The sequence below is a fragment of the Pseudomonas sp. AC016 genome (assembly GCF_979253365.1).
In genome coordinates, this window is record NZ_CEEDCC010000001.1 from 5,524,767 (window position 1) to 5,546,503 (window position 21,737).

Annotated in this window: 21 protein-coding genes; 16 read left to right on the forward strand and 5 right to left on the reverse strand. The window is 59.7% G+C overall.

The genetic code is table 11. The annotated features are described in order from the left end of the window. The first annotated feature begins 98 nt into the window (after positions 1 to 98). The 4 genes from AC0IXS_RS24845 (at position 99) to AC0IXS_RS24860 (ending at position 3,975) form a co-directional block, all read left to right on the forward strand. Complete coding sequence (locus tag AC0IXS_RS24845; RefSeq protein ID WP_004883805.1) at positions 99 to 335, forward strand: DUF1653 domain-containing protein; 237 nt, start codon at positions 99 to 101, stop codon at positions 333 to 335. Positions 336 to 448: 113 nt separating this feature from the next. Continuing rightward, positions 449 to 3,061 (forward strand): type I DNA topoisomerase, encoded by a 2,613-nt coding sequence (topA, locus tag AC0IXS_RS24850; protein WP_057408522.1) that lies wholly within the window; start codon positions 449 to 451, stop codon positions 3,059 to 3,061. Positions 3,062 to 3,155: 94 nt separating this feature from the next. After that, positions 3,156 to 3,677, forward strand: a complete 522-nt coding sequence (locus AC0IXS_RS24855) for a DUF6586 family protein (protein WP_004883803.1) — start codon at positions 3,156 to 3,158, stop codon at positions 3,675 to 3,677. Positions 3,678 to 3,741: 64 nt separating this feature from the next. Then, positions 3,742 to 3,975, forward strand: a complete 234-nt coding sequence (locus AC0IXS_RS24860) for a hypothetical protein (RefSeq protein ID WP_025993436.1) — start codon at positions 3,742 to 3,744, stop codon at positions 3,973 to 3,975. A 28-nt stretch (positions 3,976 to 4,003) separates the two neighbouring features. On the opposite strand, the gene sulA is transcribed toward AC0IXS_RS24860, so the two are convergent. Together sulA and lexA are read right to left on the reverse strand one after the other, a co-directional pair. Beyond that, a complete protein-coding gene (gene sulA, locus AC0IXS_RS24865; RefSeq protein ID WP_004883802.1) occupies positions 4,004 to 4,474 on the reverse strand; it encodes an SOS-induced cell division inhibitor SulA in 471 nt (156 codons plus the stop codon). 9 nt (positions 4,475 to 4,483) lie between these two features. After that, positions 4,484 to 5,092 (reverse strand): transcriptional repressor LexA, encoded by a 609-nt coding sequence (gene lexA, locus AC0IXS_RS24870; protein WP_004883801.1) that lies wholly within the window; start codon positions 5,090 to 5,092, stop codon positions 4,484 to 4,486. A gap of 270 nt (positions 5,093 to 5,362) precedes the next feature. Here lexA and psrA point away from each other — a divergent pair, with 270 nt between their 5' ends. From psrA to AC0IXS_RS24885, 3 genes are all read left to right on the forward strand, one after another. Next, on the forward strand, positions 5,363 to 6,082 hold the full coding sequence (psrA, locus tag AC0IXS_RS24875) for a transcriptional regulator PsrA (protein WP_057408521.1): 720 nt from the start codon (positions 5,363 to 5,365) through the stop codon (positions 6,080 to 6,082). Between the two features lie 91 nt (positions 6,083 to 6,173). Beyond that, a complete protein-coding gene (nagZ, locus tag AC0IXS_RS24880; protein ID WP_025993438.1) occupies positions 6,174 to 7,184 on the forward strand; it encodes a beta-N-acetylhexosaminidase in 1,011 nt (336 codons plus the stop codon). A 9-nt stretch (positions 7,185 to 7,193) separates the two neighbouring features. Continuing rightward, a complete protein-coding gene (locus tag AC0IXS_RS24885; protein WP_025993439.1) occupies positions 7,194 to 7,934 on the forward strand; it encodes an S-methyl-5'-thioinosine phosphorylase in 741 nt (246 codons plus the stop codon). A 55-nt stretch (positions 7,935 to 7,989) separates the two neighbouring features. On the opposite strand, the gene AC0IXS_RS24890 is transcribed toward AC0IXS_RS24885, so the two are convergent. Together AC0IXS_RS24890 and AC0IXS_RS24895 are read right to left on the reverse strand one after the other, a co-directional pair. Continuing rightward, positions 7,990 to 8,529 carry a cytochrome b gene (locus AC0IXS_RS24890; protein WP_471825951.1) on the reverse strand — a complete coding sequence of 180 codons (540 nt, stop codon included), beginning with the start codon at positions 8,527 to 8,529 and terminating at the stop codon, positions 7,990 to 7,992. A gap of 184 nt (positions 8,530 to 8,713) precedes the next feature. Further along, positions 8,714 to 9,172: a hypothetical protein gene (locus tag AC0IXS_RS24895; protein ID WP_320470996.1), complete on the reverse strand. Its 459-nt coding sequence runs from the start codon at positions 9,170 to 9,172 to the stop codon at positions 8,714 to 8,716. A 185-nt stretch (positions 9,173 to 9,357) separates the two neighbouring features. On the opposite strand from AC0IXS_RS24895, the gene AC0IXS_RS24900 reads away from it, so the two are divergent. Genes AC0IXS_RS24900 through AC0IXS_RS24910 form a run of 3 tightly spaced genes read left to right on the forward strand, consistent with a single transcriptional unit; the run spans position 9,358 to position 12,409 of the window. Beyond that, positions 9,358 to 10,143 carry an endonuclease/exonuclease/phosphatase family protein gene (locus tag AC0IXS_RS24900; protein ID WP_004883795.1) on the forward strand — a complete coding sequence of 262 codons (786 nt, stop codon included), beginning with the start codon at positions 9,358 to 9,360 and terminating at the stop codon, positions 10,141 to 10,143. Beyond that, entirely contained in the window at positions 10,140 to 11,402 is a 1,263-nt protein-coding gene (gene clsB / locus AC0IXS_RS24905) for a cardiolipin synthase ClsB (protein WP_057408517.1), read from the forward strand. The genes AC0IXS_RS24900 and clsB overlap by 4 nt, the downstream gene beginning before the upstream one ends. After that, the gene (locus tag AC0IXS_RS24910; RefSeq protein WP_004883793.1) at positions 11,399 to 12,409 is read left to right on the forward strand and encodes a lysylphosphatidylglycerol synthase domain-containing protein; all 1,011 of its coding nucleotides are present in this window, start codon (positions 11,399 to 11,401) and stop codon (positions 12,407 to 12,409) included. Before clsB ends, AC0IXS_RS24910 begins: the two co-directional genes overlap by 4 nt. A 62-nt stretch (positions 12,410 to 12,471) precedes the next feature. On the opposite strand, the gene AC0IXS_RS24915 is transcribed toward AC0IXS_RS24910, so the two are convergent. Next, a complete protein-coding gene (locus AC0IXS_RS24915) occupies positions 12,472 to 13,380 on the reverse strand; it encodes a MurR/RpiR family transcriptional regulator (protein WP_004883792.1) in 909 nt (302 codons plus the stop codon). Between the two features lie 265 nt (positions 13,381 to 13,645). Between AC0IXS_RS24915 and AC0IXS_RS24920 the strand changes: the two genes are divergently transcribed. Genes AC0IXS_RS24920 through iolD form a run of 6 tightly spaced genes read left to right on the forward strand, consistent with a single transcriptional unit; the run spans position 13,646 to position 21,715 of the window. Continuing rightward, positions 13,646 to 15,583, forward strand: coding sequence for a bifunctional 5-dehydro-2-deoxygluconokinase/5-dehydro-2-deoxyphosphogluconate aldolase (locus AC0IXS_RS24920; RefSeq protein WP_057408516.1), 1,938 nt, complete (start codon positions 13,646 to 13,648; stop codon positions 15,581 to 15,583). A gap of 45 nt (positions 15,584 to 15,628) precedes the next feature. Beyond that, positions 15,629 to 16,528: a myo-inosose-2 dehydratase gene (gene iolE / locus AC0IXS_RS24925; RefSeq protein WP_043304454.1), complete on the forward strand. Its 900-nt coding sequence runs from the start codon at positions 15,629 to 15,631 to the stop codon at positions 16,526 to 16,528. 13 nt (positions 16,529 to 16,541) lie between these two features. Next, positions 16,542 to 17,351: a 5-deoxy-glucuronate isomerase gene (gene iolB, locus AC0IXS_RS24930; protein WP_025993035.1), complete on the forward strand. Its 810-nt coding sequence runs from the start codon at positions 16,542 to 16,544 to the stop codon at positions 17,349 to 17,351. Between the two features lie 26 nt (positions 17,352 to 17,377). Next, positions 17,378 to 18,880: a CoA-acylating methylmalonate-semialdehyde dehydrogenase gene (locus AC0IXS_RS24935; RefSeq protein WP_122667776.1), complete on the forward strand. Its 1,503-nt coding sequence runs from the start codon at positions 17,378 to 17,380 to the stop codon at positions 18,878 to 18,880. A 32-nt stretch (positions 18,881 to 18,912) separates the two neighbouring features. Continuing rightward, complete coding sequence (locus tag AC0IXS_RS24940; protein ID WP_057408513.1) at positions 18,913 to 19,740, forward strand: TIM barrel protein; 828 nt, start codon at positions 18,913 to 18,915, stop codon at positions 19,738 to 19,740. Between the two features lie 37 nt (positions 19,741 to 19,777). Continuing rightward, entirely contained in the window at positions 19,778 to 21,715 is a 1,938-nt protein-coding gene (gene iolD / locus AC0IXS_RS24945; protein WP_471825955.1) for a 3D-(3,5/4)-trihydroxycyclohexane-1,2-dione acylhydrolase (decyclizing), read from the forward strand. The last annotated feature ends 22 nt before the right edge of the window (positions 21,716 to 21,737 follow it).

Consider the following 21,737-nt stretch of genomic DNA (forward strand, 5'->3'; position numbering starts at 1 on the left):
GGCTTGATGCCCCGGCTTTTGTATTTTTGAAAAAGCGGTTTTAACCCCAATGTTAAGGCTGTGTTTCTGTTTTGAACCCGTTTCACGAGGGCTGCACCATGCAACTGCAACCAGGGCTCTACCGCCACTATAAAGGTCCGGAATACCGGGTATTCAGTGTGGCGAAGCATTCTGAAACCGAAGAAGACGTCGTGTTCTATCAGGCGCTCTACGGCGATTTCGGCATGTGGGTTCGTCCGTTGGATATGTTCCTGGAGTCCGTCGAGGTTGACGGCGAGCAAGTCCCGCGCTTTGCTTTGGTTCAGGCCGAACCGAGCCTGTTTTCGGGTTCGTGACGCGCAAATTCACAACAGGCTGTGCTTGACCTCACCTTGTAGCCACTATATATAGCGTGGCCTTTACAAGCTCGTCATTGTCTTTCATCTAGTATTCAGGAATTTTCTGATCCATGGGCAAATCGCTGGTCATCGTGGAATCCCCGGCTAAGGCCAAGACCATCAACAAGTATTTGGGCAACCAGTACGTGGTGAAGTCGAGTATCGGCCATATCCGAGACCTGCCCACCAGCGGTTCGGCCAGTGCTGCCAAAGAGCCTGCCGCCAAGCGTGGCAAGGCCGCCGCAGGCGAGGGCCCGGTACTGACGCCGAAAGAAAAGGCGCAGCGCCAGCTGGTCTCACGCATGGGCGTCGATCCGGAGCATGGCTGGAAAGCCAAGTACGAAATCCTTCCCGGCAAGGAGAAGGTGATCGAAGAGCTGCGCAAGCTCGCCAAGGATGCCGACACCATCTATCTCGCGACGGACTTGGACCGCGAAGGGGAAGCCATTGCCTGGCACCTGCGCGAAGCCATTGGCGGCGACGATAGCCGCTTCAAGCGTGTGGTGTTCAACGAAATCACCAAGAAAGCCATCCAGGAAGCCTTCTCCAAACCGGGCGAGCTGGATATTGCACGGGTCAACGCCCAGCAGGCGCGTCGCTTCCTGGACCGCGTGGTCGGTTACATGGTTTCGCCGCTGCTCTGGCAGAAAGTCGCCCGCGGTCTTTCGGCAGGCCGTGTTCAGTCGGTGGCCGTGAAGCTGGTGGTGGAGCGCGAGCGTGAAATCCGTGCGTTCAATCCCGAAGAATACTGGGAGATTCACGCCGACCTGGGCACTGCCAAGGGCGCCAACGTGCGTTTCGAAGTCGCCCGTGAAAACGGCGAAGCCTTCAAACCGTTGAACGAAGCGCAGGCCATGGCCGCGCTGGAGAAGCTCAAGGCTTCCAGCTACAACATCATCAAGCGTGAAGACAAGCCGACCAGCAGCAAGCCGTCGGCGCCGTTCATCACTTCGACCCTGCAGCAGGCAGCGAGCAATCGTCTGGGCTACGGCGTGAAGAAGACCATGATGATGGCCCAGCGCTTGTATGAAGCGGGCTACATCACTTACATGCGTACCGACTCGACCAACCTGTCGGCCGACGCGGTGAGCATGGCGCGCGATTACATCGAAACCGAGTTCGGCAAGAAGTACCTGCCGGAATCGCCAAACGTCTACAGCAGCAAGGAAGGCGCACAGGAGGCTCACGAAGCGATTCGTCCTTCCGACGTCAACATGCACCCGTCCAAGCTGTCGGGCATGGAGCGTGACGCAGAGCGCCTGTATGAACTGATCTGGCGCCAGTTCGTGGCCTGCCAGATGCCGCCTGCGCAATACCTGTCGACCACCGTCAGTGTTGCCGCCAGCGATTTCGAGTTGCGTGCCAAGGGCCGCATTCTCAAGTTCGACGGTTATACCCGCGTCTTGCCGCAGATGGCCAAACCTGGCGACGACGATGTATTGCCGGACATGGCGCAGGGCGAAACCCTGAAGCTGAACAAGCTCGATCCGACCCAGCACTTCACCAAGCCGCCAGCGCGTTACTCCGAAGCGAGCCTGGTCAAGGAAATGGAAAAGCGCGGTATCGGCCGTCCATCGACGTACGCAGCGATCATTTCGACCATTCAGGATCGCGGCTACGTAGCGCTGCACAACCGCCGCTTCTATTCGGAAAAGATGGGTGACATCGTCACTGGTCGCCTCTCCGAGAGCTTCGCCAACCTTATGGACTATGGCTTCACCGCCGGCATGGAAGAAAACCTCGACGACGTGGCCCAAGGGCAACGCGACTGGAAAAACGTGCTGGACGAGTTCTACGGTGACTTCCGCAAAAAGCTGGAAGTGGCCGAAGCGCCGGACAGCGGCATGCGCGCCAACCAGCCGGTCATGACCGACATTCCGTGCAAGGTCTGTGGTCGTCCGATGCAGATTCGTACCGCCTCCACCGGCGTGTTCCTCGGTTGCTCGGGCTACAGCCTGCCACCCAAGGAGCGCTGCAAGGCTACCGTCAACCTGACGCCTGGTGACGAAATCGCCGAGGACGACGAGGGCGAGTCCGAATCCAGGGTTCTGCGCGGCAAGCATCGCTGCCCGATCTGCAGCACGGCCATGGATGCCTATCTGCTGGACGAGAATCACAAGCTGCACATCTGTGGTAACAACCCGGATTGCACCGGCTACGAGATCGAGAAGGGCACCTACCGGATCAAGGGCTACGAAGGTCCGAGCCTGGAATGTGACAAGTGCGGCAGCGAGATGCAGCTCAAGACCGGCCGTTTCGGCAAGTTCTTCGGCTGCACCAACCCTGAGTGCAAGAACACCCGCAAGCTGCTCAAAAGCGGTGACGCGGCGCCGCCGAAGATGGATCCGGTCAAAATGCCGGAGCTCAAGTGCGACAAGGTGGATGACACGTACATCCTGCGTGATGGCGCTTCCGGGTTGTTCCTGGCGGCCAGTCAGTTCCCGAAAAATCGTGAGACCCGTGCACCACTGGTGATCGAAATCGCGCCGCACAAGGACGAAATCGATCCGAAGTATCACTTCCTCTGTGAAGCGCCGAAGAAGGATCCGGATGGCCGTCCGTCGGTGATCCGTTACAGCCGCAAGACCAAGGAGCAGTACGTGCAGACCGAGGTTGAAGGCAAGCCTACCGGTTGGCGTGCGTTCTACGACGGCAGTGCCTGGAAGGTCGAAGACAAGCGTTGATCCTTGATGTCCGGCACCCACGTGCCGGACATTCTTCCAAGGCAATGCGGTCGGGCTATGCTGGTCTTATTCGATTGTGATGGAGAGTGTTGCCATGGCTCATGAACTCTATACCCGTACCAACCAGAAGATTTATTTCGCCGGGCTGGCGCTCGAAGCGCTGGGCAAGGCCGAGAACGGTCAGGTGATCAATGCGCAGGCGTTGCAGCAGGCCGAGCGCGAATCGGTGCTGTTTCATCTGTACGGTGCCTTGTTGGGGCTGTGCCACGAGATTGCAGGCTATTACCGCCTGCCTCAGGCCAGCGCGCCGCGTGCAGAGCAATTGCTGACTCAGGAAGTGCTAGACGCTATTGCGATCCCGGAGATGGCTGAATTGGTTGAGCTGGCTCAGCACCGCGAGACCTGGCTGGCCAGACTGCTGGCGGCTTACAACGCGCTATTTCAGCCGCCGCGTGCTCCCGTCAAACCCAAGGGTGACGTGACCCAGCCGATGATTGTTGCAGTGAATCTGGATGCCGAGCCGGAGCCGGAATTGACCCGCGAAGAACTGGAAAGCTGGCGCCAACAGCTGAAAAGCCTTGCAGTGCGTTTCCGTGAAGGTTTGAGCGAGTGCTGAAAAGCAATGATGGAAGGGCTGGCAGGCTGTTACAATGCCAGCCTATTGCGGAGTAACTGTACTGATGCCTACCTCTTTTCTTGAAATTGTCGAACTGCCTGACGGTCGCATTGAACTGCGTCGCGCTGATGACGAGGGCTCGTTGGTCACGCTGGATTTCTCGGCCGATGCCAAGGCGTTCATGCAGGGTCAGCACGTCGAGGTTGCAAAGGCCATGCTGAGCGTTGGCGTGCAAATGGCCGGTCGCCTGGCCGAAGGCGAAGTCGAAAAGGATGACGGGCCCCACGTTCTGCACTGATCGGCCCGGCTGATCAGTGACCGGGCCTTCAGCCCAGTCTGATATTCAGGCTTTGCGCTTCACCGATCCTCGCTGCACCGATCAACTGCTGGCGCGACGACGTGCTGAGTGGGTTGATCCAGCTCACCACAGTATGGCTGCGTCCCAGCCGTAGCGCCTCTCGCGTCAATTCCAGTGCACTCTGAGTGCCGCGTGGCTGAAGCAGAAGAATCCTTTCCCGGTTCAGGCCGGCATCGCGTAGCCAGGCCTGGGTCAGGTTCGACGGCGGCGCAATAAGGGTCAGCCAGCGTGCATCGTCATCCTGACTGAGCTCGCGAAGGATGGGGGCGAGCAGGTTCATGCAGTTCCCTGCAGCACCGCGCAAGGACAGTTCGCTGAAAGGCTCAGGCTCATTGCTCCAGGGCGTTTCGACGATATCCGTGATCATCGGGGCGATGGGCTGGGCCATGAACGCCTCGAACAGCGGTAATTGCGAATGCGGTGCTTGATGGAACTGCATAACGTCTCCTTAGCGGCGAATGACGCCGACGCTCAAACCTTCGATCACCAGATCCTGATCCTTGAGATCGACCTCGATAGGCGCGAACTCCGGATTTTCAGCCAGCAGCCAGACTTTGCTGCCTTCACGCTTGAAACGTTTGACGGTCACTTCATCGCCGATCCGGGCAACAACGATCTGGCCGTTGCGGGCTTCACGCGTGGTGTGCACCGCCAGCAGATCGCCGTCGAGAATGCCGATGTCCTTCATGCTCATGCCGTGCACGCGCAACAGATAGTCGGCGCTTGGATGAAAGAAGGTCGGGTTGATGTTGCAGGATTCTTCGATGTGCTGCTGCGCCAGAATCGGTGCACCGGCAGCAACACGGCCAATGATCGGCAAGCTGCTTTCGTCAGGTTTGGCTTCGAAACCGGGAATGCGGATGCCGCGTGATGCGCCCGGGGTCATTTCGATTGCGCCCTTGCGGGCAAGCGCCTTGAGATGTTCTTCAGCGGCGTTCGGCGACTTGAAGCCCAGCTCCTGGGCGATTTCCGCACGTGTCGGGGGAAAGCCGTTGTCTTCGAGACAGCGTTTGATGAAGCCCAGGATCTCGGCCTGGCGTGGCGTCAGTTTAATCATGTCGAGCGCTCTGTCTTTTTATACAGTGACTGGGATTATATACAGTGGAAGCGCAATGGCAATCGACTATTTCGTTTTCACCGCTGAGCGGTTACGACAAGCACCAGCTTGTCACGTGCGCGAGTGATGCAACGACCATCCTGAATGCCGGACACTTCATCGTTTAATCCATGAATTCGTGACTGTCCGGCCACAAAATGAACGCGTTTGCTTGACAATCAGGGCGTATGATACGTATGTTTCAAACGTTCGTTTGTTAGGCAGAGAGCCATGGCACAGTCGGAAACCGTTGAACGCATTCTTGATGCTGCGGAGCAGTTGTTCGCAGAAAAGGGTTTCGCTGAAACCTCGCTGCGTCTCATCACCAGCAAGGCCTCTGTCAATCTGGCTGCGGTGAATTATCACTTCGGGTCCAAGAAAGCGCTCATCCAGGCGGTGTTCTCGCGTTTTCTGGGGCCTTTCTGCGTCAGCCTTGAACGCGAACTGGAGCGTCGTCAGGCGAAGCCCGAGCACAAGCCCACGCTTGAAGAACTGCTCGAGATTCTGGTCGAACAGGCGCTGGTCGTGCAGCCGCGCAGTGGCAATGACCTTTCCATCTTCATGCGTTTGCTGGGGCTGGCATTCAGTCAGAGCCAGGGCCACTTGCGACGCTACCTCGAAGACATGTACGGCAAGGTCTTTCGCCGCTACATGACGCTGGTCAACGAAGCCGCACCGCGTATCCCGCCCATCGAGCTGTTCTGGCGCGTGCACTTCATGCTGGGTGCTGCGGCGTTCAGCATGTCCGGCATCAAGGCCCTGCGTGCCATTGCCGAAACCGATTTCGGCGTCAATACCTCGATCGAGCAGGTCATGCGCCTGATGGTGCCTTTCCTGGCTGCCGGCATGCGTGCGGACACAGGGGTGACCGATTCCGCCATGATCGCCGCTCAGCTCAAGCCGCGTATCAAGAGCAGCAGCACGCCTGCACCTGTCGCCGCCAAGGCCTGAGCATCGCTGAGGTCCTTCGCATTGCACAGGGCTTCAGGATCAAGCACCATGCCCGCATTGTAATCGGGCACTGGTGTGTAAGGGTTTTTCTATGAGTTCTGGCCTGCAAGGCTCCCTGATGGTCGATGTCGCCGGTACCTGGCTGACCAGCGAAGACCGTCAGTTTCTGCGTCAGCCCGAAGTGGGCGGTCTCATCATCTTCGCTCGAAATATCGAGCATCCCCGTCAGGTGCGTGAACTGAGTGCCGCGATTCGCGCCATTCGGCCCGACCTGTTGCTTGCAGTGGATCAGGAGGGCGGGCGCGTCCAGCGTCTTCGTCAGGGGTTTGTGCGCCTTCCGGCGATGCGCGCCATCGCTGAAAAGCGCGATGCCGAGCTTCTGGCGGAGCATTGCGGCTGGCTGATGGCGACCGAGGTGCTGGCAGTAGGGCTGGACCTGAGTTTCGCCCCGGTGCTGGATCTGGATTATCAGCGCAGCGCAGTCGTCGGCACGCGGTCCTTCGAGGGCGATCCCGAGCGCGCGGCCCTTCTGGCAGGCGCATTCATTCGCGGCATGAACGCAGCGGGCATGGCGGCCACCGGCAAGCATTTCCCTGGTCATGGCTGGGCGGAGGCCGATTCTCACGTTGCGATCCCCACCGATGAGCGCAGCCTGGAGCAGATACGCGCCAATGATCTGGTGCCGTTCGCACGTCTGAGTCATCAACTGGCGGCGGTCATGCCGGCGCATGTTATCTACCCGAAAGTCGACTCGCAGCCGGCCGGTTTTTCGCGCCGCTGGCTGCAGGACATTCTGCGCGACGAACTGAAATTTGACGGGGTTATCTTCAGTGATGACCTGTCGATGGCGGGCGCGCACGTGGTCGGCGATGCGGCAAGCCGTATCGAAGCCGCGTTGACCGCGGGCTGCGACATGGGGCTGGTGTGCAATGACCGTGCGGCCGCAGAGCTGGCGCTCAGCGCGGCGCAGCGCATGAAGGTGAAGCCTTCGGCGCGTATCGCCCGCATGCGTGGCAATGCCGTTGCCAGCACCGAGTACCGACAGGATCCACGCTGGCTTGCCGCGCTTGCTGCACTGCGCAGCGCCCAATTGATCGACTAAGGATTAGCAATGACTGTTTACGCGATTATCGGTGGCACCGGCCTGACCCAGCTCGAAGGGCTGAACATTCGTCAGTCTCTGCCCATGAACACGCCTTACGGCGCGCCGTCCGGCGAAATCCAGATGGGCGAGTACGCCGGGCGTGAAGTGATGTTTCTTGCGCGTCATGGCCATCCGCACCGCCTGCCGCCGCATCAGGTCAACTACCGCGCCAATATCTGGGCCTTGAAGCAGGCCGGCGCCGAAGCGATTCTGGCCGTGAACGCAGTGGGTGGCATTCATCCTGCGATGGGCACCGGGCACTTTTGCGTGCCCCATGACCTGATCGATTACACCAGTGGCCGTCAGCACACCTTCTTCGCCGACGACCTGGAACAGGTTACCCACATCGACTTCAGCTATCCCTACAGCGAAGCGCTGCGCGTCCGGCTGGTTGCAGCGCTTGCGGCCGAAGGCTGCGAGTTCAGTGATCGTGGGGTATACGCTTGCACTCAGGGTCCTCGTCTGGAAACCGTGGCCGAGATCATTCGGCTGGAGCGTGACGGCTGCGACATCGTCGGGATGACCGGTATGCCGGAAGCGGCGCTGGCCCGCGAGCTGGAGCTGGATTACGCGTGTCTTGCGCTGGTGGTCAATCCGGCGGCAGGCAAGTCGACCGCTGTCATCACCATGGCTGAAATCGAGCAGGCCTTGCGTGACGGGATGGGTAAGGTCAAGGCAACGCTGGCGCGGGTGCTGTCGGCGCAGTAGGCCCACATTTGGTCTGCGCAGTATCAGGGCTTTCGGCGAAAGCCCTGACGTGCCGTCAGACCATGCGCTTGAGGGTATTGTCCTTGCGCACCAGGTGGTGCCAGATCGCTGCCACCACATGCAGTGCGATCACGTAGTAGAAAATCGAACCCAGCAGTTTGTGCAGGTCCTCGAAATATTCCGCCGTACGATCCGAAGTCGCGAATGGCCAGGGTATCTGCAGGTCAGTGAGCGGGACGGGCAGGGCGCCTTTTTCCACCATCACCGTCAGCAGGCCCAGCACGGGCTGAATGAAAAGAAATGCATACAGCGCGTAATGCGAGACCGTTGCGGCCACACGTAACGCGCCTTCAAGTGGCGGGGTGATACCTGGTGGCCGATGACGACGTCGCTCGGCAACGCGGAAAAATGCCAGCGTCAGGATCAGAAGACCGACCCAGAAATGGCTCTGCACGACCAGCAGGCGATATTCCGAACCCTTGCCGAACTGACTGCGGCTGAGAATCAGCGTATAGGCCAGCACGATCAGCGCGGCCATGACCCAGTGCAGCCAGCGGGCTTTAAAGGTGTAGCGTTGGGAGGTCGTTGCATGCACGTTCTGAATTCCTTGTCGCATTTTTCGGCAGTGTGCCTCGGATTTGGCACACAGCGTAAGAGTCTGTCAGCGGCAATGCGTTCATCGGCAGCGCAGGTGCCTGTGCCCATGCGCTGTCAGGATGCTGGTTTCCTGACGCGAGTCCTTCCGATGGATCTTCATAAGCAAGCCTTGTGCCTCCCCGCTATTTCAACGGGTAACTGAATGTCCCCCCGGCCTGTTCGCAGTCGATTCGGGCCTGAGCCTGCTCCGGAAGATCGTAGTACCAGGTGATCACTTTTGCGTCGTTCGGAATATCCAGTGTGGCCTTTCCCGGTTCCTTGCTGGTCGACTGCTCGTTGGCCAGTGCTTCCTGCGTAAGTGTCGCGCTACAGGACGCTATCGGTTTTTCAGGGCACGCCGAGACCTTCCGTTTCTGCCGGGGTCTTGAGCCCCTGTCTTCATTACTGCACGACCAGTCGATACTGCCGGGCGGCATGCGTTGAAACTCATAGCAGGTATGGCCCTGAACGACAGGGACCTGCGGGCTGGAGGAGGTTGTCGTGACGTCACAGGCCTCTCCCCGAGCGATACCTGTGTAAAGCAGACACGCTGCCAGAATGACGCAACTTCCTTTCCACGACTTGATCCATGACCTGGACATCGTGCGGTTCCTCGATACGGATTTCCCCACTGCTGTTGAAAAAATCCGAATGGGCCGGATGACCAAAGTTCCTCCAGGCTCGACGAGTGGGCGGATATGGCAAAGGAATGGCATTGCCGTTCAGCAATGGAACCTGTGCCAACGGGTGGCTTCATATACGTTGAATATCTATCCAGGAGTCAGTCTTGACCAGTGCCAATACGCCCGTCGGCCAGGCTACGCCGGTATCGGCCAGCATTTCCCTGAATGTACTGACCATGAACATGCACATGGGCTTCGGCATTTTCAATCGTCGGTTCATTCTTCCCGAATTGCGTGAAGCGGTGCGCAGCGTGTCGGCTGATGTGGTGTTTCTACAGGAAGTGCACGGCGAGCATCAGAGTCATGCCCGGAACGTGAAGGACTGGCCGACCATTTCGCAGTACGAGTTTCTGGCTGACAGCATGTGGAGTGACTTCGCCTACGGGCGTAACGCGGTTTACCCGGACGGCGACCACGGCAATGCGCTGCTCTCCAAATACCCGATCGTGAGCCACGAGAATCTCGACATCTCCATTGACGGTACGGAGCAGCGCGGACTGCTGCATTGCATTCTCGATGTGCCGAATCATGGTCATGTGCACGCGGTCTGTGTGCACCTCGGCCTGTTCGAAAGCCATCGGCGCAAGCAGCTCGGTTTGCTTGCCGAGCTGATGGGCCGTCTGCCCGATGGAGAGCCGGTGATCGTTGCCGGAGATTTCAACGACTGGCGTCAGCGTGCCGACGCCCTGTTGCAGGGAACCGGGTTGCATGAAGCCTTCGTTGAGCGCTTCGGTGCACCGGCCAAGAGCTTTCCGGCGCGCTGGCCACTGTTGAGGCTGGACCGGATCTACGTACGCAACGCCACGACCCACAGGCCCAAGGTGCTTTCCAATCGACCCTGGTCTCATCTTTCCGATCATGCACCGCTGGCGGTGGAGGTGACCTTATGAGCAACACGGCTGGCCGCAGCAAAGAACAGTGGCGCGACGGCAACTCGGTGGAGTTGCTGATAAACGGTGAGGATTTCTTTACCCGGGTGTTCGAATGCATTCGTGCCGCTCGCACTGAAGTGCTGATCGAGACCTTCATCATTTTCGAGGACCGGATCGGCGTCGGCCTGCAGGAGGCCGTGATCGAAGCAGCCAGAAATGGCGCGAAGGTTGTAATCACCGTCGATGACTACGGCACGTCCGACCTCAGCTCCGCGTTCGTCAGAGCGATGATCGATGCGGGCGTCCAGATTCAGCTGTTCGACCCACGCCCGCGGTTCATGGGCATGCGCACCAACCTGTTTCGCCGCTTGCATCGCAAGGTGGTGGTGATCGACGGTGAAATCGGTTTTATCGGCGGCATCAATTACAGCGTCGATCACATGACCGACACCGGTCTGACGGCCAAGCAGGATTATGCCGTGCTGGTACGCGGGCCGATCATTCAGGACATTCATCGCAGCGCTGTGAACATGCTCAGCGATGCGGTACGCGCCAGGCTGACGCCGATCCCGCTCAAGCTGGAGCCGGCTGGCAACGCCCGTATGCTGCTGGCCGAGCGCGACAATGCCGAGCACACGACGGACATCGAAGAGCGCTACCTTGAGGCCATTCGCGAGGCGAAGCAGCGTATCACGCTGGCCAACGCCTATTTCTTCCCCAGCTACCGCTTCCTGCGCGAGCTGCGCAACGCGTCGCGGCGCGGCGTCAAGGTCACGCTGATTCTGCAGGGCAAGCCGGACATGCCCTTCGTGCGGGTCTGCTCGCGTCTGACCTATACCTATCTGCTGCGCGACGGCGTGATCATTCATGAGTACAAACAGCGTGCGTTGCACGGCAAGGTCGCGCTGATCGACCAGGACTGGTCCACCGTCGGTTCCAGCAACCTCGATCCGTTGAGTCTGGCGCTGAACCTGGAAGCCAACCTGTTCATCCGCGATCAGTCGCTCAATGATCGGCTGCAGACGCATCTGATGGAACTTGCCGCAGCGCACAGCACCCAGATGAGTCTGAAGGGCGCAGCGCGTGGCCAGTGGTGGCGCGCTCCGATGATTGTGTTGAGCTTCTTTTTCCTGCGCAGGTTTCCGGCAATCGCCGGTCTGTTCCCGGTCCATGGCATGCGCCTGAAACCGTTGCGGGCGAAAGATGTGGTGCCGGAGGCCAAGGTGATTGAGCAGCAACAGGCGCACCACGAGCTGGATCAGGAGAAGACATCATGACGCAGGCAGCCAGCGCATCCTCGCAGGGAGCAAAGGGTGACAAGAAAAGTGACAAGTGGAAGTGGGCGAAACGGGCATTCAATCTGTTTTTCTTCATCGCCGTGCCGGTACTGCTGTTCCTGCTGGTCAAGAACCTGGACTGGCAGGAGGTCAAGCAGGCGCTGCAATCCTACAAGCTCAGCACGCTGTTGATGGCGGCCTTCGTGGCGCTGCTCAGCTACCTGACCTATTGCGGCTTCGATGTTCTGGCGCGTTATTACACGCGCCACAAGCTGTCGATCAAGCAGATCGTCCCGGTGACATTTGTCTGTTACGCCTTCAACCTCAACCTGAGTTCCTGGGTGGGCGGGATTGCCTTGCGGTATCGACTGTATTCGAGGCTTGGGCTGGACGTGGCGACCATCACGCGCATTCTGAGCCTGAGCCTGATCACCAACTGGCTGGGCTACATGCTGCTGGCGGGTTTCGTGTTTTCCATGCGCTTTCTGTCGTTGCCCAAGGAATGGTCGATCGGCACTGACACGCTTCAGTTGATCGGTTTCGGTCTGCTGGCGGTGTGCTTTGCGTACCTGGCGGCGTGCCGTTTCTCCAAACGTCGCTCGTGGAAGATTCGTGATCAGGAATTCAACCTGCCTTCGATGAAGCAGGCCCTGATGCAAGCCAGTCTCGGTGCCTTGAACTGGTCATTGATGGCTGCGGTGATCTTCATCCTGTTGCCGGAGAAAGCCTTCTATCCGGCGATTCTGGGCGTACTGCTGATCAGCAGTATCGCAGGCGTGATCACCCACATTCCGGCCGGGCTTGGTGTGCTGGAAACGGTATTCATCACACTGCTTTCACACGAGTTCTCCAAGGGCAGCCTGCTGGCTGCGCTGATCGGATACCGTGCGATCTACTTTCTGTTGCCGTTGTTGCTGGCCGTGGTGGTGTACCTGGTGCTGGAAAAGCGTGCGAAGAAAATGGGCGAAAGAAATCAGCAGCGTATGGGAGAGGAAGCCAAATCCTGAACCTGGCGGGGGAGATAAAAGGCCGTGTTGACGGGCTTTACTTCCCCGTGTCGCGCGCCTCGTCAGTCATCGAATCCCACCTGCTCGTGTATCTCGTCCACTTTCAACTCAAGTCGATACGCCACTGCGATGAACAGTGCCTGACACAGGCACAGGGTGGCGCTGAGTGAGCGAAAGGCGAACGAACTGCCCTCGTTGACCAGCAGCACCGAGTTGGCCCGTTTGGCCAGAGGCGAGAGATTGCTGTCGGTGATGATCAGCGTCTTGGCCTGATGGTGCTGGGCGATGCGCAGGCAATGCTGGGTTTCCTTGCCATACGGCGTGAAGCTGATGGCGATCACCAGATCGTTGGCCCGTACGCTGCGCATTTGCTCACGGTAGCTGCCCCCCAGTCCCGAGATCAGGTGGATGCGTTTGTTGGTGTGCTGCAGGTTGTAGACCAGATAGTCGGCGACCGCGAAGGAACGGCGTACACCCACGACGTAGATATTGTCGGCATTGACGACCAGATCCACCGCCTTTTCGAATTCCTCATCATCGAGTTCCGCACCCAGGCGTTCCAGCCCGGACAGGGTCGCGTTCACGCACTCGCGGGCAAGGTCGCCGCCGCTGGCCTTGTGCGATTTGTTGGCAATCATGCTGCGAATACGCTGCTGGTAGTTCTGCACCGGCGTGGTCTTGTGCGTGTAGGCTTCGCGAAACAACGCCTGCATCTCACTGAAACCGCTGAACCCGAAGCGCTGCGAGAAGCGCACGATGGCTGACGGGTGGACCTCGCATTCCCGCGCAATATCGCTGATCCGGTCAACCATGATCCGGTCACTCTGCTGGCTCATGTAGCTGGCAATGCGTTTGAGCTGACGGGGCAGGGCATCGTACTCGTCGGTGATCAGCCGCAACAGGCCTTCGGCGCTGGTCGGTGGCAGGTCGACGCTAGCCTCTGGCAGAGACGGCTGGTCGGTGCTGTTCATAGTCAATCCTTCTTACGTTTTTCCGAGGCATTGGCGTGTAGCGAAGCCCCGACAATAAAGGCTGCTTTTGGCAGGATTGGAACTATATCGCACCTGCCTGCCCATTGTGCCAGCACTTGCGACGGGTTATGGAAAAAATATTCCACAAAAAAAAATTATAGAATAAATATTGATTGATCCGTCAGGACGTTTTAGGCTGCATTCACAAGGCACGGCGTGTACCTGATACGCGCCTTGCAGGCTGATAAAAATAACAGGAGCCACCATGGGCCAGACACGCTTTGCTACCGGGCGTCAGTTGGATCTAATTTGTCTTGGACGCCTGGGCGTCGATCTTTATGCGCAGCAGGTGGGTGCCCGCCTCGAAGACGTTTCAAGCTTCGCCAAATACCTGGGCGGCTCGTCGGCGAACATCGCGTTCGGCACCGCGCGGCTGGGGTTGAAATCAGCCATGCTCAGTCGGGTCGGCGATGACCATATGGGGCGCTTTCTGGTTGAATCCCTGGCTCGCGAAGGCTGCGATGTCAGTGCTATCAAGCGCGACCCCGAGCGGCTGACCGCGATGGTGCTGCTCGGCTTGAAAGATCGCGAAACATTTCCCTTGGTGTTCTACCGCGAAAATTGCGCCGACATGGCCCTGCGCGCCGAAGACATCGACGAGGGGCAGATCGCCTCCAGCAAGGCGCTGCTGATCACCGGCACGCATTTCTCTACCGATCAGGTCTTTAAGGCCAGTATCCAGGCCCTCGACTATGCCGAAAAGCATCAGGTCCATCGGGTGCTGGATATCGATTACCGCCCCGTGCTGTGGGGGTTGGCCGGCAAGGCCGACGGGGAGACGCGTTTTGTTGCCGATCAGAACGTCAGCCAGCATGTGCAGCGCATCCTGCCGCGTTTCGATCTGATCGTCGGCACAGAAGAAGAATTCCTGATTGCCGGCGGTGCGACTGATTTGCTGAGCGCCCTGCGCACGGTGCGCGAGCACACGGCTGCCACGCTGGTGGTCAAGCTCGGTCCGCAAGGCTGCACGGTGATTCATGGTGCGATTCCGGCGCGTCTGGAAGACGGTGCGATCTATCCCGGCGTCAGGGTCGAAGTGCTTAACGTGCTGGGGGCGGGCGACGCCTTCATGTCCGGTTTCCTCAGCGGCTGGCTCAAGGACGCCAGTGACGAACGCTGCTGTCAGTTGGCCAACGCCTGTGGCGGGCTGGTAGTGTCCCGTCACGCCTGCGCCCCGGCCATGCCCACGCCTGCCGAGCTGGATTACCTGTTCAACAGTCCGGAACCGATTACCCGGCCGGACCAGGATATCGGCCTGCAGCGGCTGCATCAGGTCAGCATCCCACGCAAACAGTGGAAGCAATTATTCATTTTTGCGTTCGATCACCGCGGGCAACTGGTCGAACTGGCGCAACAGGCGGGCCGCGACCTGAGCAGTATCGGCAGGATCAAGCAACTGTTCGTGCAGGCGGTGGAGCGGGTCGAACACGATCTGCGCAACCGCGGTGTCGAGGCTGATGTGGGACTGCTGGCCGACCAGCGTTTCGGTCAGGATGCGCTCAATGCCGCCACCGGTCGTGGCTGGTGGGTGGCGCGTCCGGTCGAAATTCAGGGCTCCAGGCCGTTGGCGTTCGAACATGGCCGCTCGATTGGGAGCAACCTGATCAACTGGCCGCAAGAGCAGATCATCAAGTGCCTGGTGCAATACCACCCCGATGACGAACCGATGCTGCGCCTGGAACAGGAAGCGCAGATCAAGGCGCTGTACGAGGCTTCCAAGGTCAGCGGGCACGAGCTGCTGCTGGAAATCATCCCGCCGAAAGATCACCCCTCGACCTATCCCGACGTAATGCTGCGGGCCTTCAAGCGCCTCTACAACCTGGGCATCTATCCTGCTTGGTGGAAGATCGAAGCACAGACTGCCGAAGTCTGGCAGCAGCTGGATGCCTTGATCGAAGAGCGTGATCCGTACTGCCGTGGTGTGGTGCTGTTGGGCTTGAATGCGCCGGTCGAAAGTCTGGCGGAGGGATTTGCCGCTGCACGCAACAGCCGCACCTGCCAGGGTTTTGCCGTCGGCCGGACGATCTTTCGCGAACCGAGCCGGGCCTGGATGGCCGGAGAGATCGATGACGCGACCCTGGTGGCCAGGGTACAGAGCACGTTCAACTGGTTGATTGAATCCTGGCGCGAAAGCCGCGCCTGAATTCAAACGTCATTGACGCCGTGATAACAACAAAAAGGTCCAGCCATGCCCGCTTCCGTATCCAATATCCGCATCGGCATCAACCCGATTTCCTGGAGCAACGATGACCTGCCAGCGCTGGGTGGCGAAACGCCGCTCAGTACTGCGCTGAGTGAAGGCAAGGCCATCGGCTACGAAGGCTTCGAGCTCAACGGCAAATTTCCCAGGGACGCCAAGGGCGTCGGCGATGTCTTGCGGCCCTACGACCTGGCGCTGGTGTCCGGCTGGTACTCCAGTCGTCTGGCCCGTCGCTCGGTGGCCGAAGAAATCGAAGCCATTGCCTCTCACGTACAACTGCTTGCCGAAAACGGCGCCTCGGTGCTGGTCTATGGCGAGGTGGCCGACTCGATTCAGGGGCAGCGTATTCCTCTGGTCGAACGACCGCGCTTTCACACCGATGAAGCGTGGCGTGACTACGCCGACAAGCTCACCGAGCTGGCCCGGTTCACGCTGTCGCAAGGTGTGCGGTTGGCGTACCACCATCACATGGGCGCCTACGTTGAGTCCCCCCAGGACATCGATCGCCTGATGGCGTTGACCGGCAGCGAAGTGGGACTGCTGTTCGATTCGGGTCACTGCTACATGGGCGGTGGCGAGCCGCTCGACGTGCTGAGCCGCCATATCGACCGCGTCTGCCATGTGCATTTCAAGGACGTTCGCAAGCCGGTCGTGCAGTTGGCGCGCAATAATCTCTGGAGTTTTCCGGACTGCATCATCAACGGCACGTTCACGGTTCCGGGTGATGGTGATATTGATTTTTCGGCGTTGCTCAAGGTGCTGTTGCAAGCCGATTACAAAGGCTGGCTGGTAGTCGAGGCCGAACAGGATCCAGCCGTCGCGCCCAGCTACGTCTATGCCAAAAAAGGCTATGACACGCTGCGCCAATTGCTGGCCGATGCTCGATAAGGAGGACTGGACAATGAATCTGTTGATCAAAAGCGAAGCTCAGGGTCGAGACATCGTTGCGCTACCTGAGGGCGCACTCGAGTACGTGGGCTTCTCCGCCTACCGGCTCGAGGCCGGGGACCGTCTACCGCTGAATGCCGGTGATCATGAATTGTGTGTGGTGCTGCTCACCGGACATGCCAGTGTCAGCGGCGAAGCGCCGGGGCAGGGTGCGTTCAGTTGGGAAAACATCGGTGACCGACACTCGGTGTTCGAAGAGAAATCGCCGTTTGCGGTCTACCTGCCGCCTGACAGCCAGGCACAATTCACTGCGCTGGGGCCGGCCCATCTGGCGGTTTGCAAAGCGCCCGGCGACCGCACGAAGCGCGCCCCAGCGCGGCTGATCACACCCGATAGCATGAAGCGCAGCGTGCGCGGCAAGAACGCCAACACCCGTTACGTGTGCGACATCCTGCCGGACACCGAAGTCGCTCATTCGCTGCTGGTTGTCGAAGTGCGCACGCCGTCCGGCCATTCCTCCAGCTACCCGCCCCACAAGCATGACCTGGACAACCTGCCTCACGAGAGCTTTCTCGAGGAAACCTATTACCACCAGGTCAATCCGCCTCAGGGGTTCGTGTTCCAGCGCGTCTACACCGACGACCGCAGCATCGATCAGGCCATGGCCGTGGAAAACAGCGATCTGGTGGTCGTGCCCAAGGGCTATCACCCGGTCACCGTGCCTTATGGCTACGAATCCTATTACCTCAACGTGATGGCCGGTCCGACCCGCGCGTGGCAGTTCCATAACGATCCGCAGCACAGTTGGCTGCTGGAACTTTAATTCTCTCTTTATATGGAGTCAGTCAGATGAGCGATTCACCGGTGATCGGCCACTACATCAACGGGCAGGTGCACAACGGCGATGGCGAACGCTACAGCGACGTATTCAATCCGGCGCTCGGCAATGTTCAGGCACGCGTGGCGCTGGCCAGCCTCAAGACCGTCGATGAAGCGGTTGCGTCAGCGAAAGCGGCTTTCCCGGCCTGGGCCGATCAGTCTTCACTGCGCCGCGCCCGCGTGATGTTCAAGTTCAAGGAATTGCTGGACCGTCATCATGACGAGCTGGCGCAGATCATCTGCCGTGAGCACGGCAAGGTACTGTCCGATGCGCGTGGCGAAGTGGTGCGCGGTATCGAGATCGTCGAATTTGCCTGCGGTGCTCCCAGCCTGCTCAAGAGCGATTTCAGCGACAACATCGGTGGCGGCATCGACAACTGGAACCTGCGCCAGCCACTGGGCGTCTGCGCCGGTGTCACGCCGTTCAACTTCCCGGTCATGGTGCCGCTGTGGATGATTCCCATGGCGCTCGTCACCGGCAACTGTTTCATTCTCAAACCGTCCGAGCGTGATCCTTCGGCCAGCCTGTTGATGGCGCGCCTGCTGAAGGAAGCCGGTCTGCCCGATGGCGTGTTCAACGTGGTGCAGGGCGACAAGGTCGCGGTCGATGCGCTGTTGCAGCACCCTGATATCGAAGCGGTGTCCTTCGTCGGTTCGACACCAATTGCCGAGTACATCCATCAGCAGGGCACGGCGCACGGCAAGCGCGTCCAGGCGCTGGGCGGTGCGAAGAACCACATGATCGTGATGCCCGATGCCGATCTGGATCAGGCCGCCGATGCCTTGATTGGCGCTGCCTTCGGCTCCGCTGGCGAACGCTGCATGGCGATCTCCATCGCGGTTGTCGTGGGTGAGGTGGGTCAGGCGTTGATCGACAAACTGCTGCCGCGCATCGACCAGCTCAAGGTCGGCAACGGCATGAACGCCGATTCGGACATGGGGCCGCTGGTCACTGCCGTGCACAAGGCCAAGGTCGAAGGCTACATCGACCAAGGCGTCAAGGAGGGCGCGAAACTGATCGTCGACGGGCGCAACTTCAAGGTGCCGGGTGCCGAGCAGGGCTTCTTCGTCGGGGCGACGTTGTTCGATAACGTCACGCCCGACATGCAGATCTACAAGGAAGAAATTTTCGGACCGGTGCTGGGCATCGTGCATGCACCTGATTTCGCCAGTGCGGTCGAGCTGATCAACGCTCATGAATTCGGCAACGGCGTCTCGTGCTTCACCAGCGACGGCGGTGTGGCGCGTGCGTTCGCGCGTTCCATCAAGGTCGGCATGGTCGGTATCAACGTGCCGATTCCGGTGCCGATGGCCTGGCATTCGTTCGGTGGCTGGAAGCGCTCGCTGTTCGGCGATCACCATGCCTACGGCGAAGAAGGCCTGCGCTTCTACAGCCGCTACAAAAGTGTCATGCAGCGCTGGCCGGACAGTATCGCCAAGGGCCCTGAATTCAGCATGCCGACCGCCAAGTAGTTTTCTTCAACGGGAAGTGGAGAACAAAAACAATGAGCCAACCCCTGCGTTTTGCCCTCAACCGAATGGTCGCACCGCGTCTGTCACTGGTTGATTTTCTTGATATGGCGGTCAGCCTCGGGGCCGATGCCATCGAAATTCGCAACGACCTGAAGGGCATCGAGATCGAGGACGGCACGCCGCCACAGGTGGTGCGTGAGCAGTGCGCCGCAAAAGGTGTGCGCGTCCTGTCGATCAATGCGCTGTATCCGTTCGACGTCTGGAACGATGAGCGCCATGCCCAGGTGACGAAGCTCGCGCAGTACGCCCGTGACTGTGGTGCCGAGGGGCTGGTGCTGTGTCCATTCAACGACCGTGCCGACCCGCGCAGTGCCGCACAACGTGCCTCGGCCCTGCGCACCGCATTGACGGCGCTGGCGCCGATCCTGCGCGAGCATTGTCTTCTGGGCTTCGTCGAGCCGCTGGGGTTCGAGGAGTGTTCGTTGCGCCTCAAGCGTCAGGCGGTCGATGCAATCAAACAGGTGGGCGGGCTGGATGTGTTTCGTCTGGTCCATGACACCTTTCACCACCATCTTGCGGGTGAGGTCGAGCTGTTTCCGGAGCTGACCGGACTGGTGCACATCTCTGGCGTCGAAGATGCAGATGCGCCGCTCAACAGCATTCGCGACGGGCATCGGGTGCTGGTGGGCGAGGCGGATATTCTTGGCAATGCCTCACAGATCGAACGCCTGCTGGGCGGCGGCTACACCGGCTACCTGTCCTTCGAGCCGTTTGCCGAGAGCGTGCATGCGCTGGACGACATCTCTCAGGCAATGTCGGCAAGCATGGGCCACCTGTCTCGCGCTGTAGCGGCGGGCTGAAAACACCTTCCACCTCAAACAACAACAAGGTGCGAGCATGAGTACTACCCGACTGACCATGGCTCAGGCTCTGGTGAAGTTTCTTGATAACCAGTACGTCGAAATCGATGGCGTGCAGAGCAAATTCGTCGCTGGCGTGTTCACCATATTTGGTCACGGCAATGTGCTTGGCCTGGGCCAGGCACTGGAACAGGACAGCGGCGAGTTGGTCGTCCATCAGGGCCGCAATGAGCAGGGCATGTGCCACGCGGCGATCGGCTTTGCCAAGCAAAACCTGCGTCGCAAGATCTACGCCTGTACCTCGTCGGTCGGGCCGGGTGCGGCGAACATGATTACGGCAGCGGCCACGGCTTCGGCCAACCGTATTCCGTTGCTGCTGCTGCCCGGTGATGTGTACGCCAGCCGCCAGCCGGACCCGGTGCTGCAACAGATCGAGCAATTTCATGACCTGAGCATCAGCACCAACGACGCGTTCAAGGCCGTGAGCAAATACTGGGACCGCATCAACCGTCCCGAGCAGCTGATGAGCGCAGCGCTCAATGCCATGCGCGTACTGACCGATCCGGCAGACACCGGCGCCGTGACGCTTTCACTGCCACAGGATGTACAGGCCGAAGCCTGGGATTACCCTGACAGCTTCCTGCAGAAACGCGTGCACCGCATCGACCGTCGACCGCCGAGCCAGGCAATGCTCGGCGACGCGCTGGCGTTGCTCGTCGGCAAGCGCAAGCCGCTGCTTATATGCGGCGGGGGCGTGCGCTATTCCGGGGCTGCGCAGGCCCTGCAGGCTTTTGCCGAACGCTTCGGTATTCCCTTCGCTGAAACCCAGGCGGGCAAGAGCGCCATCGTCTCGGCGCACCCGTTGAACATGGGCGGCATCGGCGAAACCGGCACCATCGCGGCCAATCGGCTGGCAAAGGAAGCTGACCTGATCATCGGCGTCGGCACCCGCTACAGCGATTTCACCACCGCGTCCAAATGGCTGTTCCAGAACCCGGACGTGCAGTTCCTCAACCTCAACGTCGGCGCCTTCGATGTGCAGAAGCTGGACGGTGTGCAAGTGCTGGCTGATGCGCAGGTGGCCTTGCAGGCGCTGACCGGACAACTGGAAAGCCGCGATTATCGGGCTGCCTGGGGCGACGCACCACGAGCGGCCAGGGCCGAACTGGATGCCGAAGTCGACCGCGTGTATGCCGTGGAATATCAGCCTGAGGATTTCGTCCCGGAAATCAACGACCACATGGATCCGGCCGTGCTGCGCGATTTCATCGAGCTGACCGGATCGTGCCTGACCCAGAGCCGCGTGCTGGGCATTCTCAATCAGAACCTGCCAGCCGATGCGGTGATCGTCGCCGCGGCGGGCAGCCTGCCCGGTGACTTGCAGCGTGCCTGGCGCAGCACCGGCGTCGATACCTATCACGTCGAATACGGTTACTCCTGCATGGGTTACGAGGTCAACGCCGCGCTGGGTGTGAAGCTCGCTCAGCCGCAGCGGGAGGTGTTCGCGCTGGTGGGGGACGGCTCCTACATGATGCTGCACTCCGAGCTGGCCACCTCGATTCAGGAGCGGCGCAAGATCAACATCGTGCTGCTCGACAACATGACGTTCGGCTGCATCAACAACCTGCAGATGGAGCACGGCATGAACAGCTTCGGCACCGAGTTCCGCTTCCGCAACGAAGAGACCGGCCAGCTCGACGGCGATTTCGTGCCGGTGGATTTCGCCATGAGCGCGGCGGCGTATGGCTGCAAGACCTACAAGGTCAGTACCGCCGAACAGTTGTACGAAGCGCTGGCGGATGCGCAGCGTCAGACCGTCTCGACCCTGATCGATATCAAGGTCCTGCCCAAGACCATGATTCACAAATACCTGTCGTGGTGGCGGGTCGGAGTGGCCGAGGTTTCGACCACCGGCACCACGGCCCAAGTGTACGAAAAGCTCAACCAGCAACTGGCCAAGGCCCGTCAGTACTGATCAAAAGCGTTTTTGCAGACCT